The following is a 16665-nucleotide window of genomic DNA, read 5'->3' as shown; positions in this document are numbered from 1 at the left end:
AATGGTCGGCATGTCCTCGCAGCAGCAGACCCAGCCGGCAACAGCAGCCCCCGCCCCGCGCGCCACCTCCAACCGGTCGACGACACCGGGTTCGGACGGCTTCAAGGAATACATCGGAAGCGGCTGGGCCGAGCGGGAGGAGACGCTGCCGGATGCGCGGGAGCAGGCGTCGTTCGCCGCGGCCCGCCGCGCGGCGATCTCCGAGCTCTACCGCGGCAAGCGCCTGATCATCCCGGCCGGGCGCCTCAAGCAGCGCTCGAACGACACCGACTACGCCTTCCGCGCCCACTCGGCGTTCGCGCACCTCACCGGCTGGGGCTCCGACTCCGAGCCGGGCAGCGTGCTCGTGCTGGAACCGACGGACGCCGGCCACGACGCGACGCTCTACTTCCGTGAGCGCGCCGGCCGCGACTCCGACGAGTTCTACGCAAACCCGGAGATCGGCGAGTTCTGGATCGGCCCGCGCCCGTCGCTCGCGCAGGTCGCCAGCGATCTCGCGCTCGCCACCCGCGGCATCGCCGACCTGGATGCGGTCGTCGACGCCACCGACGCAGACACCATCGTGCTGCGCGAGGCCGACTCAGCGATCACCGACTCCGTGGATGCGCTCCGCCTCGTCCTCGCAGGAGACGACGCCTCAGCGCCCGGCTACGACCCGGAACAGCACGACACGGACGACCAGCTGGCGCGCGACCTGTCCGAGCTGCGGCTGGTCAAGGACGCGTACGAGGTGGCCGAGCTGCGCTCCGCCATCGCGGCGACCGCGCGCGGCTTCGACGACGTGATCGGCGACCTGGAGCGCATCACCGCGCATCCCCGCGGCGAGCGCCTGGTCGAGGGCGTCTTCAACGGCCGTGCCCGCGCTGACGGGAACGCGGTGGGCTACGACACGATCGCCGCGAGCGGACCGCACGCGTGCATCCTGCACTGGACGCGCAACGACGGCCCCGTGGTTCCCGGCGACCTCATCCTGCTGGACGCCGGCGTGGAGGTCGACAGCTACTACACCGCGGACATCACCCGCACGTTCCCCATCGACGGCACCTTCACCGAGACGCAGCGGCTGGTCTACGAGACCGTGCGCGAAGCGGCGGACGCCGCGTTCGCGATCGTGCGTCCCGGCATCCGGTTCCGCGAGATCCACGCCACCGCGATGGCGGTCATCGCCCGCCGCACGGCGGAGTGGGGGCTGCTGCCGGTCACCGCTGAGGAGGCTCTGCAGGCCGACAACCAGCACCACCGCCGCTACATGGTGCACGGCACCAGCCACCACCTCGGACTGGATGTGCACGACTGCGCGCAGGCCCGGCGCGAGCTCTACCTGGACGGCGTGCTCGAGGCCGGCATGACCTTCACCATCGAACCCGGCCTGTACTTCCAGCCCGACGACCTCACGGTGCCGGAGGCGTTCCGCGGGATCGGCGTGCGCATCGAGGACAACATCCTGGTCACCGAGGACGGCGCGGAGAACCTCTCCATCGCCATCCCGCGCACGGCGGACGACGTGGAGGCGTGGGTGCAGCGACTGCGCTAGCGCGGTTCCTCAGGCGCGGGCGGCCCAGCCGGAGCGGGCGGCGCTGGCGGCGCAGGCGGCGGATCGGACGGGTGCTCCGGCTGCGGGAACGCGGGCGGAGGGTCGGACGGATGCGGCGCCACCGGCGGGTCGGACGGGTGCGCGACCGGCGCCTCCCTGCCGTCTCCGACGCCGCCCTGCATCAGGTTGCGTGCGCGGTTGACGAGGTCGGAGTCGACGAGCACCGAGTAGCTGGTCGCGATCACCTGCATCACCGAGGTGTAGTCGCGGCGGCGGCGGTTGATGGCGTACGAGACGACGCCGAACAGCATCCCGAACCCGGCGCCGATGAGCACGGCGGCGAGCACGAACGCCAGGCTGACCTGCGGCGAGAAGATCACCAGCAGCAGGCCGAAGAAGATTCCGAGCCACGCACCGGATGCCGCACCGGCGACCGCGACACGCCCCCAGGTCAGCTTCCCCGTCACGCGTTCGACGCTCTTGAGGTCGCTTCCGACGATCGAGACCTTGTCGACGGGGAAGTCCGCGCGCGCCAGCACATCCACCGCCTGCTGCGCTTCCGGGTAGGTCTCGTATGTGGCGACGACCTCTCCGCGCGGGAGCGTGGGGAACATGACACGGTTGCGTCCGCCAAGCGGACTCTGGCTGCTCATCGCTCCATTCTTCCATCCGCAGCGACCTGACGGCCGGAGGGCTTAAGTTATTACATGTGAGTGCCACCAGAGTCTTCGTCGCCCGTTTGGCAGGGTGCACCGTTTTCGACCCGGTCGGCGACCGGGTCGGCAAGGTGCGCGACGTCCTGGTGGTCTACCGAAAAAGCGATCCGCCGCGCGTCGTTGGGCTGATCGTCGAGATCCCTGGCAAGCGGCGGGTGTTCGTCTCCATCGGCCGGGTGACCAGCATCGGCAGCGGCCAGATCATCACGACCGGCCTCATCAACGTGCGCAGATTCGAGCAGCGCGGCGGCGAGGTGCGCGTGATCGCCGAGATGCTCGGCCGCAAGGTGCTGTTCGCCGACGGCACGGGCGAGGCGACCATCGAGGACGTGGCGATCGAGGAGTCCGCGACGGGAGAGTGGGCGATCAGCCAGCTCTTCGTGCGCCGCCCGAAGTCCGGATCGTCCCCGTTCGGCAAGGGCCCGACCACGTTCGTCACCTGGAACGAGGTGCGCGAGAAGCAGGCGCGCGGCGAGGCGCAGTCCGCCGAGCAGCTGATCGCCACGTACTCCGAGCTGAAGCCGGCCGACCTCGCGAACACCCTGCTCGACCTCCCACCGCTCCGGATGCTCGAGGTCGCGGAAGAGCTGCCGGACGACCGTCTCGCCGACGTGCTCGAGGAGATGCCGGAGTCCGAGCAGGTGCAGATCCTCGCCAAGCTCGACGACGACCGCGCGGCGGACGTGCTCGACCAGATGGAGCCGGACGACGCCGCCGACCTCATCGCCCAGCTGTCCGACGAGCGTGGAGAGCACCTGCTCGAACTGATGCAGCCGGAGGAGGCGGAGGACGTGCGCATGCTGCTCAGCTATGCGCCGGATACCGCGGGCGGTCTGATGACGACCGAGCCCATCATCGTCTCCGCCGACGCCACCGTCGCGGAAGGACTCGCCCTGATCAGGAGGCACGAGCTCGCCCCGGCGCTCGGCGCGGCGGTGTGCGTGACCCTGCCGCCGTACGAGGCCCCGACCGGGCGCTTCCTCGGCGTCGTGCACTTCCAGCGGATGCTCCGCTACCCGCCGCACGTGCGCCTGGGCACCCTGCTCGACCCGAGCCTGGAACCGGTGACGGCGAACACCTCCGCTGCAGAGGTGTCGCGCATCCTGGCCAGCTACAACCTGGTCTCCGTTCCCGTCGTGGACGACAACCACCGACTGGTCGGGGTGGTGACCATTGACGACATCCTCGACTACCTGCTGCCAGACGACTGGCGAAGTCGCGACGAAGACGAGCCCGTGAAACGCGCGCCCGTCTCCGATCAGACCGGCAGTATCCGCATTGTGAACGGAAGGAGGGGCGGCAATGGCACGAGGTAAGCAGGACACCCGCCTGGATGCGCCCAAGGGCCTCCGCACCACCGTCATCCCCCGCCGCGGCCAGACCGTCGACAACAACGACAGGTTCGGCCGGTTCACCGAGTGGATCGCCCGCGCGATGGGCACGCCCTGGTTCATCCTGGGCCTCACCGTCTTCGTGGTGTTCTGGATGGCGTGGAACACCCTCGCCCCCGTCGCCTGGCGGTTCGACTCGATCGCGCTCGGCTTCATCGCGCTGACCCTGGTGCTGTCGCTGCAGGCATCGTACGCCGCCCCGCTCATCCTGCTCGCCCAGAACAGGCAGGACGACCGCGACCGCGTGCAGATCGAGCAGGACAGGCAGCGCGCGGAGCGCAACCTGGCGGACACGGAGTACCTGGCGCGCGAGGTCGTCGCCCTGCGGCTGGCGATCAAGGACATCGCGACCAAGGACTTCATCCGCGCCGAGCTGCGCGCCCTCCTCGACGACCTGGACCGGCGCGACGACGATGGCAGCAGGGAAGGCGACGGAGCGCAGGCGCGTGGCTGAGCTGGCCGACACGGTCATGCACGCCCTCGCCGGTGTGCTCGACCCCGAGATCCGCAAGCCCATCACCGAGCTGGACATGGTGGGCGGCGTCGCCGTCGACCCGTCCGGGCACGCGAGGGTGGGCGTCAAGCTGACGATCGTCGGCTGCCCGGCCGCCGACACGATCGAACGGGATGTGCGCACCGCCACCGCGAGCGTGCCCGGCGTCACCGCCGTCACGGTCGACGTGACGGTGATGTCGAAGGAGGAGCGCAGGGCGCTCACCGAGAAGCTGCGCGGAGGCCGCGCATCCCGGGCCCAGCAGTTCGGGCCGGACTCGCTCACCCGCGTCTACGCGGTGACCAGCGGAAAGGGCGGCGTCGGCAAGTCGACCGTCACCGCCAACCTCGCCGTCGCCCTCGCGGAGCGTGGCCTGCGGGTCGGGATCGTGGATGCGGACGTGCACGGCTTCTCGATCCCCGGCATTCTGGGCCTTACAGACGCCGAGGGCGTCGCACAGCGCCCGACGCGCGTGGACGACATGATCCTGCCTCCCGTCGCCTACGGGGTGAAGGTGGTGTCGATCGGGATGTTCGTGGACTCGCCGTCCGCCGCCGTCGCCTGGCGCGGCCCGATGCTGCACCGCACCATCCAGCAGTTCCTCGGCGACGTGTTCTTCGGCGATCTCGACGTGCTCCTGCTCGACCTGCCGCCCGGCACGGGGGACGTGGCGATCTCGGTGGGCCAGCTGCTGCCGAACGCCGAGGTGATCGTGGTGACCACCCCGCAGCCCGCGGCCGCCGACGTCGCTGAGCGCAGTGGCGTGCTCGCCCGTCGGACCGGCCAGAAGGTCATCGGCGTCATCGAGAACATGGCGGGGCTCCCCCAGCCGGACGGCACCGTGCTCGACCTGTTCGGCAGCGGCGGCGGGGCCGAGGTCGCGCGCCGCCTCTCCGCCGGACAGGACGAGGAGGTGCCGCTGCTCGCGTCGGTGCCGCTGAGCATCCCGTTGCGAGCAGGTGGAGACACGGGCGCGCCGATCGTGGTCACCGACCCCGCCGATGCCGCAGCCGTGGCCATCCGGTCGGTGGCGGATAGGCTCGCCACCCGGGCGCGCGGACTCTCCGGGCGGAAGCTCGGGATCTCGGTGGTCTGAGTCTCGCCCGGGCGGCGCAGGTCTCAGGGGGTCAGCTCTCGGTCGGCTCGACGATCCGCGCGAGCAGCTCGATCAGCAGACGTTCGGTGAGCGGCCGGGGCAGCGCCCCGATCAGCGCGAGGAACGGCGCCAGCTCGTCCGGCAGCGTGGCTCCTGACGCGTCGTCGCTCGCGCCGGCGAGCCCGATCGCCTGCAGCACGCCCCACGCCGTCTCCGCGTCGAGCGGGCCGTCCGCGAGGCCCGGCGGGAGCGCCCCGAGGATCGCAGAGGGGTCGACCGCCGGCACGCCGCGCACCTCGTCGGCAGAGGCGCGCAGCGCCGCCTCGAGCTCGTCCACGCGCTCCTCGGTCACCGGGGTGATCGTGAGGTGCGTGGTGTGCGGCAGCCGCGTGCCGTCCGGCTGAACCAGACCGGGTTGCAGCTGCAGGTGCCAGCCGCGGCGCCCCGCCCTGTCCGCCCAGTGGTGCGGGTCGACGCGGCGCTCGGGAGGGACGGACTCGTCGGTGGCGACCGCGAGCAGCGGCCCGACCGGGTCCCCCACGATCCGCAGGCCGTCGATGTCGCCGATGATGTCGGCCAGCGCGCGCGTCGCCCGGCGGCAGGACTCGGCCAGCTCCGCGAAGCCGCGGGCCCCGAGCGCCTGCACGATCGCCCAGGACGCCGCGAGGGCTCCGGCCGACTTGGAGCCGAGCATCGTCGGGTTGACCACCGGATAGCCCGGCCAGCCCGTGGTCGCGAAGTACTGCATCCTCTGTCGGTCGCGGCCACGCTGCAGCAGCACGCTCGCGCCCTTCGGTGCGTAGCCGAACTTGTGCAGGTCGGCGGAGATGCTGGTGACGCCGGGAACGCGGAAGTCCCAGAGCGGCAGCGGAGAGCCGTCGGCGTTCCGCCAGAATGGCAGGATCCAGCCGCCGATGCAGGCATCCACGTGCAGAGCGATGCCGGCGTCCGCGCAGGCGGCGGCGACGGCCTCGACAGGGTCGAGCGCCGCGAGCGGGTATCCGGGCGCGGAGACGACGACGAGCGCGACGTCTGCGCCGAGCCTGCCGACGATCGCGTCCGCGTCGACCACACCCGTCTCCGGATGCACGGAGACGAGCTCCAGGTCCACGTCGAAGTAGTGCGCCGCCTTCTGGAACGCCGCGTGCACCGTCACGGGAGCGACCATCCGCGCCCGGCCGGTGCCGCCCGCCGCGCGCCAGACGTCGCGCGCGGTCTTCACGGCGAGCAGGCACGACTCCGTGCCGCCCGACGTCACCGAGCCGACCACGTCGTCCGCTCCGTGCAGCAGTTCGCGAGCGAAGCCGAGCACCTCGCGCTCCATCACGGCCACCGAGGTGAACGTGGTGGGGTCGAGCCCGTTCACGGGCTGCACCAGGCGCATCGCCTGCGCGGCCAGCTCGTCCACCTCGGCGAGACCCGAGTCGTAGACGTAGCTCAGCACGCGACCGCCGTGCGTCGGGGCGTCCGCCGCCCGGAGCGCGGCGAGCCGCCCCAGGATCGCCGCAGAGTCAAACGCGACCATCGATGTCCTCCTTGCGCAGGCCGTACCGGGCGAGCGGGATGAGGCTGAGCGCCACGATCGCCGCTGGAACGATGCTGAAACCGATCACGATGCCGACGACGGCGCTCGCCGGCTGGCCCGCTGCGATCGCCGTGGACTCCGTCATCGACCGGGTGACGTAGCCGGTGAGCGCCAGGATGATCGTCAGCACGGTCGCGCCGAGCGCCATCCCGGTGGTCTCCCCCGCCGTCCACATCCCGCCGAACGTCCCGGCCCTGCCGGGTCCGTTGCGGGTGGCGTCGTGCGAGATCACGTCGGGCAGCATCGCCATCGGCAGCGACTGCATCCCGGCGTACCCTGCACCGACCAGCGCGACCGGCGCGTACACCCACGCCCCAGGGAACCACACCAGCAGCACCATCGAGAGCGCGGCCACCCCGAACAGGATGCTCGCGGCCACGAACCCGCGCTCCTTGCCGATCCGGCGCGAGATCACGCCCCAGAGCGGCGTCACGATCAGCGCAGGACCGATGAGCGCGACGAACAAGAACGTCACGGCATCCTCGGAGTGCAGCACCCAGGTGGCCACGTAGTTGGCACCGGCGAGCATCAGCCCGGTGGCGAGCCCCTGCAGCAGGAAGGTCAGCAGCAGCGCCCGGAACGGCTGGCTGTCGCGGAGCGCCGCCACCCCGGCCGCGTAGTTCGTGCGCAGCGTCGTGAGCACCCCCACCGTCGGCGGGACGACGGTGGATGCCGGCCGGCGCGGTGCGACGAACGCCGACACGAGCATCCCGGCCCCGATCACCACACCGGCGACGAGCGCCATCAGGAAGTAGCCGGCGAACTGGTTGTCGCCGCCGAGCGACCGCAAGGCAGGGCCACCCGCGCCGAACAGCAGGATCGCGAAGGTGAGCACCACAACACGCCAGGTCAGTAGCCTGGTGCGCTGGTCGTAGCCGGAGGCGAGTTCAGCGGGCAAGGCGATGTACGGCACCTGGAACAGGCTGAACGCCGTCGCCGTCAGCAGGAACGCCACGAACACCCACACGGCCGCGAGCGGCTCGGGCGTCCCGACCGGCACGGCGAACGTGAGCAGGAAGAGCACGGGGAGGGTGACGGCGCCGAGGATCATCATCGGGCGGCGCGACCCGCCGACGGCGAGCATCCGGTCGGAGCGGGCGCCGATCACCGGGTCGATGATCACATCCCACACCTTGGCGAGCGTCACGACGAGGCCGGCGACGATCGCGGCGACGCCGAGCGTGTCCGTCAGGTAGTAGACGAGCACCAGCCCCGGCAGGGTGGAGAAGCCGCCCGTGCCGAGCGAGCCGACGGCGTAGCGCGTGACCGTCGCGCGTGCGACCGTCTGCTCCGTTGCGATCATTCCCGCATCGTATTGGATGCGGGGGCCTCCCAGGAGGATTCAGCGCTACGGGCTTCCGCTCAGGTGGATTCGGTGTCGAACGGCGGGACCGCGCCGGCCTCCAGCTTGCGCTTGCGCTGCGCGTACGCCGACTCGGTCACCGGCTTGATGCTGCTCTCCGTGACCGTCGACGTGGCGGCCGGATCGTCGAGCAGCGCCTCGCGGATGATGCGGCGCGGGTCGTACTGGCGCGGGTCCAGCTTCTTCCAGTCGACCTCGTCGAACTCCGGGCCCATCTCGTCGCGCATCCTGGTCTTGGCGCCGTTCGCGAAATCGCGCAGCGACCTGGTGAATTTGCCGAGCTTGGCCGCGTAGGTGGGAAGGCGTTCCGGTCCGAGCAAGAAGGCAGCGATCACCGCCACGATGAGCAACTTGTCGAAAGTCAGACCGAACACAGGAGCAAGGGTATCGCGGTCGCGCCTGCGGTGTTGCTGTGCGTCCTGGCCGTATCCTGGACCGGAGAGCATCGGGAGCACTGTGTCTGACAAAGATTCGAATTGGAAGTTCGCCGACGACGTCATCGTCGAGAGCGAGGTGATCGCGCGCGCCAGGCAGCAGTCGCTCGAACTGGGCATCGAGCCGATCGCGCCGAGCATCGGTGCGCAGGCCGCTGTCGTCGTCGCCGCGACGGCGGCGGAGAGCATCGTCGAGATCGGCACGGGCGTGGGCGTCTCCGGCCTGTGGCTTCTCGCAGGCGGCACGGAGGCGCAGCTCACCTCGATCGACTCCGAGGTCGACCACCAGCAGCACGCCCGCGGGTTCTTCACCGAGGCGGGCATCGCCTCCAACCGGGTGCGGCTGATCACCGGCAGGGCACTGGATGTGCTCCCCCGGATGAACGAGAACTCCTACGACATCGTCTTCGTCGACGCCGACCCCGGCTCGGTCATCGAGTACGTCGAGCACGGCCTCCGCCTCGCCCGCCCCGGCGGAACCGTGCTCGTGGCGCACGCGCTCTGGAAGGGCCGCGTCTCCGACCCCGCGGCGCGGGACGACGTCGCGACCGGCTTCCGCACGCTCATCACGGAGACCGCGGGCTCAGGCGCCGTGATCGCCGCGCTCTCCCCCGCGGGAGACGGCCTGCTGCAGCTCACCAAGCTGACGCCGTAACCGACGCCCTAACGGCGGAACGGGCCCCGTGGGGCCCGTTCCTCGGGTACTCGTTCGTGTGCGCTAGGAGGTCGTCACGACGCTCGCGAGAGCATCGTGAAGTTCTTTGGCTTCCGCGTCGTTGACGGAGACGACGAGCCGTCCCCCACCTTCGAGCGGCACCCGCACGATGATGAGCCGACCCTCCTTCACAGCCTCCATTGGCCCGTCCCCGGTCCTCGGCTTCATGGCCGCCATGCAGCTCCCCTTTCGTGGATGTATGTCTATTATCTGTCATCGGAGCGGACGGGCGGAAATCGAATCCACCCGCGTTCGGGGCTGACCGCCGATCACGGGGGCGACCAGTCGGCTCCGTCGACACCCCAGGCGATCGCGAGCCAGCCCACCTGCAGCGCCAGGAAGAGCAGCACCAGCCCCACCCGGTACACCCTGCTGCGCGGCAGCGCCATCGCACCGAGCAGCGGGAACAGCGGCATCAGCAGCCGGAACGTGCTCGACTGCGGGAAGAACACGGCGAGCAGATACAGCGCGTACGCCACGATCCAGAACCGCAGATCGACGCCGAGCCTCCGCACACCGGGCGAGAACAGGGTGATCGCGAAGAGGGCGAGCACGATCACGAGCACCACGATGCCGAGCCAGCCCGGCAGCCCGAGCATGGCGTTCGACCACCAGTACGCGCCCTGGAACCACGACGCGAACGGCACCAGGTGCGTGTATCCGATGTATGGAGAGCGCCAGGCCAGCTCGGTGTCCGTGTACGCCGTGATCGACCCGGTCGCCGCGGCGGCGATGGCGGGCCACGCCAGCCCGGCCAGCCCGCTGAACACCGTCAGCGACAGGCTCAGGATGCGGTCGCGCACCGGGAACGGGTCGCGGCGGCGCACCACCCAGCGATAGATCACGTGCATCCCGAGTGCCAGCGCGAACGCCAGTCCGCTCGGACGGGTGAACGCCATGACCGTGACCACGGGGAACAGCCAGCCGTACCGCCGCTCGACGAGCAGCAGCAGGGCGGTGGCGAGCAGCAGCAGGTACAGCGACTCCGCGTACGCCAGCTGGAACAGCGGTGAGACCGGAGAGACGCAGAACAGCACCACCGCGAACAGGCTCGTCGACGCTGACAGGCCGACCCGCAGCATCAGCCGGTAGAAGACGAGCGCCGCCCCTGCCCCGCAGAGCACGGAGACGGTGACGGCGGCGGGCGCCCACGGCATCCTGGTCAGGAACATGACGACGTTCACGAGGCCGGGGTATCCGGGCATGAACGCCCACGCGTTCTCGGTGACGTGGATACCGTCGACCGTCGGCAGGGACGACGGGTAGCCCGAGACGGCGACGATGTTGTACCAGAGCCCGTCCCAGATCGTCGCGAACGAGAAGTAGTCCGGGTGCGCTCCCGTCCAGGGGTTCTTGCCCTGCACGCTCGCGAAGATCAGCAGGAAGACGGTGGAGACGACCCTGCTCGCCGCGTACACGGCCAGCACCCGCACCCACCAGCGCGCCCAGGTGCGCTGGAAGCCGCCCGCCGCCGGCGGCGCCTCGACGTCAGCGGCGGGAAGCACCGGTCAGCCAGGCGCGGAGTCCCGCCTCGACGGCGGTGATCTGATCGACCGCGACGCGCTCGTCGTCTGCGTGCGCCTTCAGCGGGTCGCCGGGGCCGTAGTTGACGGCCGGGATGCCCATCGCGCTGAACCGTGCCACGTCCGTCCAGCCGTACTTCGGCTTGGCCGTTCCGCCGACCGCGGCGAGGAACTCCTGCGCGAGCGGCGCATCCAGTCCGGGGCGGGCGCCGTCCGCACGGTCGACGACGGTGATCTCGTAGTCGCCGAACAGCTCGTGCATGTGCGCGATGGCCTCCTCGGAGGTGCGGGACGGCGCGAACCGGTAGTTGATGTGCACCATGCACTCGTCCGGGATGATATTGCCGGCGACGCCACCGGTGATGCCGACCGCGTTCAGGCCCTCGCGGTAGACGAGCCCGTCGACCTCGACCTCGCGCGCCGTGTACGCAGCCAGGGTGTCCAGGATGGGCGTGGCCTTGTGGATGGCGTTGTCGCCGATCCAGCCGCGGGCCGAGTGCGCCCGCAGTCCGTACGTGCGCACCTCCACCCGCAGGTTGCCGTTGCAGCCGCCCTCGACGACGCCGTTGCTCGGCTCGCCCAGGATGGCGAAGTCGCCCTGGAACAGGTCGGGCCGGTTGCGCGCGAGGCGGCCGAGGCCGTTGAGGTCGGCGGAGACCTCCTCGTGGTCGTACCACATCCAGGTGATGTCGATGGCCGGGTCGGTGAGCTCGGCGGCGAGCTTCAGCTGCACGGCGGTGCCGGACTTCATGTCCACCGTGCCGCGGCCCCAGAGGTACTGGATGCCGTCCGCGGTCTCGAAGCGGGTGGGCAGGTTGTCGTTCAGCGGCACGGTGTCGATGTGACCGGCGATGACGGCGCGGCGCTCCCTGCCGAGATCGGTGCGCGCGACGACGGTGTCGCCGTCGCGGATGATCTCCAGATGGTCGAGGCCGCTGAGCGCCTCCACGATCGCGTCGGCCAGTTCCTTCTCGTTGCCCGACACCGATTCGATGTCGCAGATCTGGCGGGTGATGTCGATGGACGAGGCGCTGAGGTCGAGAGGCACCCTACTAATCTAGAGCCATGCCCTCCGACGTTTCCTCCGAATCCGCCGCGCCAGCATCCCCCCGCACCGCCTGGGGCTACGGCCTCGCGACCGTCGCAGGCGACGGCACCGTGCTCGACACCTGGTTCCCCGAGCCGCGGCTGGGTTCCCTGCCCGCCGGGCGCGACCGCTGGATCGCTCCGGCCGAGTTCGAGGCGCTGGCCGTCGAAGACGCCCGCCGCAACGTGCGCGTCGACATCGTGACGGTCGAGATCGACCTGGATGCCGCTCCGGCCTCCACCCCGGATGCGTACCTCCGCCTCCACCTGCTCTCGCACCTGCTCGCCGCCCCGAACACGGTGAACCTCGACGGCGTCTTCAGCCACCTGCCGATCGTGGCGTGGACCAACGCGGGCCCCGTGCATCCCGCCGACTACTCCCGGCTGCGCCCGCAGCTGCAGCGGGCGGGCATCCAGGTGACCGGCATCGACAAGTTCCCGCGCCTGCTCGACTACGTGACGCCCGACCGCGTGCGCATCGCCGACGCCTCCCGCGTGCGGCTCGGCGCGCACCTCGCCCCCGGCACGACGGTGATGCACGAGGGCTTCGTCAACTTCAACGCCGGCACGCTCGGCACCTCGATGGTCGAGGGCCGCATCTCGCAGGGCGTCGTGGTCGGCGACGGCTCCGACATCGGCGGCGGCGCATCCATCATGGGAACGCTGAGCGGCGGAGGCACCCAGCGGGTCGCCATCGGTGAGCGGGCGCTGCTCGGCGCGAACTCGGGCATCGGCATCTCGATCGGCGACGACAGCGTCGTCGAGGCCGGGCTGTACGTGACCGCGGGCACCAAGGTCGTGCTCGTCGGAGACGTGCCGACGGCCGACGGCGCGCCCCGCACGGTCAAGGCCGTGGAGCTGTCCGGCGTGCCCGGCCTGCTCTTCCGCCGCAACTCGCTCACAGGCGCCGTCGAGGTCCTCCGCCGCGCAGGCGGCGGCGTCGAGCTCAACGCCGCCCTGCACGCGTAGCCCGCAGCGCCTCCCGCTCCGCGTCACCCGCCCGTCCACCGACTCCCCGTCCGCGCTCCGCTCCGCCGGAGAACTGCCCGGGATGCGGCCGAACGTCCGTCCAAACGGAGTTCCCGGCGGCGTGTCTCCCCGAGGTTCCGTTTTTATGGTTCGCGCGGAGGTTCGGGCCGACGCGCCGCAGATTCCTCCGTTGGTGCGGAGATCCGGGGCCGGAGGACCGGGATCTCCGCTCGAACGGATGCGGAGGCGTCAGACCATCGTGAGGACGGAGGCAGGGTCCGAGACGATCCGGCCGATGTCCGCGAGAAAACGGGCGGCCTGCTCGCCGTCGACCAGGCGGTGGTCGAACGAGAGCGCGAGCGTCAGCACGTCGCGCAGCGCGACCTCGCCGCGGAACTCCCACGGCTGCCGACGCACAGCACCGACCGCGAGGATCGCGGCCTCGCCCGGCGTCAGGATGGGCGTGCCGGCGTCGATCCCGAACACCCCCACGTTCGTGATCGTGATCGTCCCGCCCGTCATGCTCTCCGGCGCGGTGCGTCCTGCCCGCGCGGTCTCCGCCAGGCTCCGGATGCTCGCGGCCAGGTCGCCCAGGCCGAGCGCGTCCGCATCCCGCACCGTCGGCACGACCAGCCCGCGCGGCGTCGCGGCCGCGATCCCGAGGTTGACGTAGCCGAACTGCACGATCTCCTGCGCCGGGTCGTCCCAGCGCGCGTTGACTTCCGGCGTGCGGCGGACGGCGATGCAGAGCGCCTTCGCGATGACGGTGAGGAGCCCTGGGCGGCGCTCCGGGCTCTCGGCGGCCGCCCGCAGCCGCTCGACCAGCTCCATCGTCGGCGTGGCGTCGACGGTGAGGAAGACGGTCGCCTGCGGAGCGGTGAACGCGCTGCGCACCATCGCCTCCGCCGTCGCCTTGCGCACCCCCTTGATCGGGATGCGCGTCTCGCGGCCCGTGGGGGTTGCCGCGGAGGCGGCAGTGGTCGCACCAGTCGAGGCGGCACCGGTCGCAGCCTCCAGGAACGCCTCGAGATCGTGACGCGTGACCAGCCCGCGCTCGCCGGTTCCCGCAATGCTCGCGAGGTCGACGCCGAGCTCACGCGCGAGCTTCCGAACGGGAGGCGTGCTGCGCGGCCGGTCGGCGGTAGGCGCAGCGCTGGGCACGTCGGACGGCGCAGCCACCCGCGCATCCGGAACCGTCGTCGCCCCCGCCGCGAACGCCGCCACCCGGGCGCGGCGCTGCGGTCGCGCCGTCGAGTCGGCCTTCGCGCCGTAGCCGACCAGGTTGGGCTCCGGGGCGTCCACGACGGCGGGCTCCTGCGCATCCCGAGTCGGCGCATCCGGTGCGGGCTCCTCCGGGCCGCCCACCTCGAACGCCACGATCCGCTCCCCCACCGACACCGTCACGCCCGGCTCCACGAACAGCTGCGACACGCGGCCCTCGTACGGCGCAGGCAGCTCGACCAGCGCCTTCGCGGTCTCCACCTCGGCGATGATCTGGTTCAGCTGCACCGTGTCGCCCACCGCGACCCGCCAGCTGACCAGCTCGGACTCCGTCAGCCCCTCGCCGAGATCCGGGAGGGCGAACTCCTTGACGGTCACAGTTCCTCCACCCCGCTCAGCGAGTTCGGGCGGTCGAGCGCGCGGTCCACGCCGTCCAGGATGCGGTCGAGGTCGGGCAGGTGCGCCCCCTCCAGCTTCGCGGCCGGGTACGGGATGTCGTGGCCGGTGACGCGCACCGGCGCGTGCTCCAGGTGGTAGAAGCAGCGCTCGGTGATGGACGCGGCGATCTCCGCCCCCATCCCGCCGGACAGCGCGGCCTCGTGCGAGATCACCAGGCGGCCGGTCTTCCGCACCGAAGCGGCGACCGTGTCGACGTCGAGCGGCGAGAGGCAGCGCAGGTCGATCACCTCGATGGAGACGCCGTCGTCGGCGGCAGCGGCGGCCGCATCCCTGGCGGTCTGCACCAGGCCACCGTAGGTCACGAGGGTCACATCGCTTCCGTGGACGACCACGCGCGCCGTGCCCATCGGGCGGGCGTCGGCGAGTGGGGCGTCCTCATCCACCTCGCCTTTCACGTGGTAGCGGCGCTTCGGCTCGAAGTACAGCACGGGGTCGTCGGAGGCGATGGCCTGCCGGATGAGCGTGTACGCGTCCTCCGGACCGGACGGGCTGACCACGCGCAGCCCCGCCGCGTGCGCGAAGTAGGCCTCCGGAGAGTCGGAGTGGTGCTCGGCAGCGCCGATCCCGCCCGCGAACGGCACCCGGATGGTGATCGGCATCCGCACGGCGCCGGCCGTCCGGTAGTGCATCCTCGCCACCTGGCTCACGATCTGGTCGAACGCCGGGTAGATGAACCCGTCGAACTGGATCTCCACCACCGGACGGTACCCGCGGTACGCCATGCCCACCGCCGTGCCCAGGATGCCCGACTCGGCCAGCGGCGAGTCCATCACCCTGCGCGGACCGAACTCGGTCTGCAGGCCGTCCGTCACCCGGTAGACGCCGCCGAGGGTGCCAATGTCCTCGCCCATCAGCACCACGTGGTCGTCGTCCGCCAGCGCGTGGCGGAGCCCGGCGTTGATGGCTTTCGCCATGGTCAGCGTCGTCATCGCGAGTCACCTCCGACGAAGGTTCTGAGGTAGCGGGAGTAGTGGTCGCGCTCGCGGGCGATGCCGGTGTGCGCTTCGGCGTACACGTTGTCGAACACGGTCATCGGGTCCGGGTCGGGCAGCGAGACGCATCCGGCGCGCAGCTCGGCGGCGACGGCGTCGGCCTTCGCGGCTACCTGCTCCTCGCGGGCGGCGTCCAGCGCGCCGCTGCGGCTGAGGTATGCGCCGACGCGAGCGATCGGGTCCTTGACCTTCCACTGCTCGAGCTCGGAGGGGTCGCGGTAGCGGGTGGGGTCGTCCGCGGTGGTGTGCGGACCCATCCGGTATGTGACCGCCTCGATGAAGGTCGGGCCGCCTCCGGAGCGCGCCCGTTCGAGCGCAGAGCGCATCACCGCGAGCACGGCCAGCACGTCGTTGCCGTCCACCCGCACACTCGGGATGCCGAACCCGGGAGCGCGTTCGGCGATCGGCCGCTGCGCCTGCAGCGCGACGGGCTCGGAGATCGCGTACTGGTTGTTCTGGCAGAAGAAGATGACGGGGGCGGCATAGGTCGCGGCGAAGATCATCGCCTCGTTCACGTCGCCCTCGCTGGTGGCGCCGTCGCCGAAATACGCGACCGCGACCGCGTCGGTGCCGTCGGCCTGGATGCCGAGCGCGTATCCGGTGGCGTGCAGCGTCTGCGCGCCGATGATGACCTGCGGAGTGGCCATGTTGATGTCGTACGGATTCCAGCCGGACTGCGCCGTGCCGCGCCAGACCCTGACCAGGTCGGTGAGCTGGGCGCCGCGGCAGTACGCGACGCCGTTCTCACGGTAGCTGGAGAAGACGAAGTCGTCGGAGCGGAGGGCGCGGCCGGAGCCGATCTGGGCGGCCTCCTGGCCGAGCAGCGGCGGCCAGAGTCCCAGCTCGCCCTGGCGCTGCAGGGCGGTCGCCTCGGTGTCGATGCGGCGGATGACGACCATGTCCTCGTAGAAGGAGAGGAGCTGCTCGTCGCCGATGTCGGAGATCCAGGCGTCGTACCTGTCGTCGCTCAACCGCATCCCGTCGGGAGTCAGGAGCTGCACGGTGTCGATGCCGCCGAGCCGCAGCTCGCCGAGGTGCACATCGTCCATCCGACCGTCGTCGTCGGACATCCGGATGTCAGGCTGATT

General features: G+C 71.0%; 16 protein-coding genes. 6 read left to right on the top strand and 10 right to left on the bottom strand.

Going from position 1 to position 16665, the window contains the following annotated elements; translation table 11 throughout:
* Position 1 precedes the first annotated feature (1 nt).
* Positions 2–1534, top strand: coding sequence for an aminopeptidase P family protein (locus tag ACN6M5_RS01515; RefSeq protein WP_434948269.1), 1533 nt, complete (start codon positions 2–4; stop codon positions 1532–1534).
* Here ACN6M5_RS01515 and ACN6M5_RS01510 read toward each other — a convergent pair.
* Complete coding sequence (locus ACN6M5_RS01510) at positions 1531–2187, bottom strand: YflT domain-containing protein (RefSeq protein WP_085369430.1); 657 nt, start codon at positions 2185–2187, stop codon at positions 1531–1533. The genes ACN6M5_RS01515 and ACN6M5_RS01510 overlap by 4 nt on opposite strands.
* 56 nt (positions 2188–2243) lie before the next feature.
* On the opposite strand from ACN6M5_RS01510, the gene ACN6M5_RS01505 reads away from it, so the two are divergent.
* From ACN6M5_RS01505 to ACN6M5_RS01495, 3 genes are read left to right on the top strand one after another with little or no spacing between them, the layout of a single operon-like run.
* Entirely contained in the window at positions 2244–3566 is a 1323-nt protein-coding gene (locus ACN6M5_RS01505) for a magnesium transporter MgtE N-terminal domain-containing protein (RefSeq protein ID WP_168689146.1), read from the top strand.
* Positions 3553–4095, top strand: a complete 543-nt coding sequence (locus ACN6M5_RS01500) for a DUF1003 domain-containing protein (protein ID WP_168689145.1) — start codon at positions 3553–3555, stop codon at positions 4093–4095. Before ACN6M5_RS01505 ends, ACN6M5_RS01500 begins: the two co-directional genes overlap by 14 nt.
* 16 nt (positions 4096–4111) lie before the next feature.
* A complete protein-coding gene (locus tag ACN6M5_RS01495) occupies positions 4112–5230 on the top strand; it encodes an Mrp/NBP35 family ATP-binding protein (RefSeq protein ID WP_434952284.1) in 1119 nt (372 codons plus the stop codon).
* A 31-nt stretch (positions 5231–5261) separates the two neighbouring features.
* Here ACN6M5_RS01495 and ACN6M5_RS01490 read toward each other — a convergent pair whose 3' ends face one another.
* The 3 genes from ACN6M5_RS01490 to ACN6M5_RS01480 are packed head-to-tail and all read right to left on the bottom strand — an operon-like array spanning position 5262 to position 8552.
* Positions 5262–6755, bottom strand: a complete 1494-nt coding sequence (locus ACN6M5_RS01490; RefSeq protein ID WP_434948268.1) for a pyridoxal phosphate-dependent decarboxylase family protein — start codon at positions 6753–6755, stop codon at positions 5262–5264.
* Entirely contained in the window at positions 6742–8118 is a 1377-nt protein-coding gene (locus ACN6M5_RS01485) for an MFS transporter (protein WP_434948267.1), read from the bottom strand. Before ACN6M5_RS01485 ends, ACN6M5_RS01490 begins: the two co-directional genes overlap by 14 nt.
* 59 nt (positions 8119–8177) lie before the next feature.
* Positions 8178–8552, bottom strand: a complete 375-nt coding sequence (locus ACN6M5_RS01480; RefSeq protein ID WP_085369536.1) for a twin-arginine translocase TatA/TatE family subunit — start codon at positions 8550–8552, stop codon at positions 8178–8180.
* An 82-nt stretch (positions 8553–8634) separates the two neighbouring features.
* Between ACN6M5_RS01480 and ACN6M5_RS01475 the strand changes: the two genes are divergently transcribed.
* Positions 8635–9267 (top strand): O-methyltransferase, encoded by a 633-nt coding sequence (locus ACN6M5_RS01475; RefSeq protein WP_085369425.1) that lies wholly within the window; start codon positions 8635–8637, stop codon positions 9265–9267.
* Positions 9268–9330: 63 nt separating this feature from the next.
* Here ACN6M5_RS01475 and ACN6M5_RS01470 read toward each other — a convergent pair whose 3' ends face one another.
* From ACN6M5_RS01470 to dapE, 3 genes are all read right to left on the bottom strand, one after another.
* Complete coding sequence (locus tag ACN6M5_RS01470) at positions 9331–9504, bottom strand: DUF3117 domain-containing protein (protein ID WP_082581279.1); 174 nt, start codon at positions 9502–9504, stop codon at positions 9331–9333.
* Positions 9505–9596: 92 nt separating this feature from the next.
* Positions 9597–10832 carry a hypothetical protein gene (locus ACN6M5_RS01465; RefSeq protein WP_434948266.1) on the bottom strand — a complete coding sequence of 412 codons (1236 nt, stop codon included), beginning with the start codon at positions 10830–10832 and terminating at the stop codon, positions 9597–9599.
* The gene (gene dapE, locus ACN6M5_RS01460) at positions 10816–11898 is read right to left on the bottom strand and encodes a succinyl-diaminopimelate desuccinylase (protein WP_434948265.1); all 1083 of its coding nucleotides are present in this window, start codon (positions 11896–11898) and stop codon (positions 10816–10818) included. Before dapE ends, ACN6M5_RS01465 begins: the two co-directional genes overlap by 17 nt.
* 17 nt (positions 11899–11915) lie before the next feature.
* Here dapE and dapD point away from each other — a divergent pair, with 17 nt between their 5' ends.
* Entirely contained in the window at positions 11916–12905 is a 990-nt protein-coding gene (gene dapD, locus ACN6M5_RS01455) for a 2,3,4,5-tetrahydropyridine-2,6-dicarboxylate N-succinyltransferase (RefSeq protein ID WP_434948264.1), read from the top strand.
* Between the two features lie 249 nt (positions 12906–13154).
* Here the strand turns inward: dapD and ACN6M5_RS01450 are convergent, their stop codons facing one another.
* From ACN6M5_RS01450 to pdhA, 3 genes are read right to left on the bottom strand one after another with little or no spacing between them, the layout of a single operon-like run.
* Entirely contained in the window at positions 13155–14504 is a 1350-nt protein-coding gene (locus ACN6M5_RS01450; RefSeq protein WP_434948263.1) for a dihydrolipoamide acetyltransferase family protein, read from the bottom strand.
* Complete coding sequence (locus ACN6M5_RS01445; protein WP_434948262.1) at positions 14501–15514, bottom strand: alpha-ketoacid dehydrogenase subunit beta; 1014 nt, start codon at positions 15512–15514, stop codon at positions 14501–14503. The genes ACN6M5_RS01450 and ACN6M5_RS01445 overlap by 4 nt, the downstream gene beginning before the upstream one ends.
* Positions 15511–16626 carry a pyruvate dehydrogenase (acetyl-transferring) E1 component subunit alpha gene (gene pdhA, locus ACN6M5_RS01440; RefSeq protein ID WP_256921977.1) on the bottom strand — a complete coding sequence of 372 codons (1116 nt, stop codon included), beginning with the start codon at positions 16624–16626 and terminating at the stop codon, positions 15511–15513. Before pdhA ends, ACN6M5_RS01445 begins: the two co-directional genes overlap by 4 nt.
* Between the last annotated feature and the right edge of the window lie 39 nt (positions 16627–16665).

Origin of the sequence: Leifsonia araucanica (assembly GCF_051161895.1) — a bacterium.
Lineage (GTDB): Bacteria > Actinomycetota > Actinomycetes > Actinomycetales > Microbacteriaceae > Leifsonia.
Note: the sequence above shows the minus strand (reverse complement) of the source record. Positions and strands in the feature narration are given on the sequence as shown.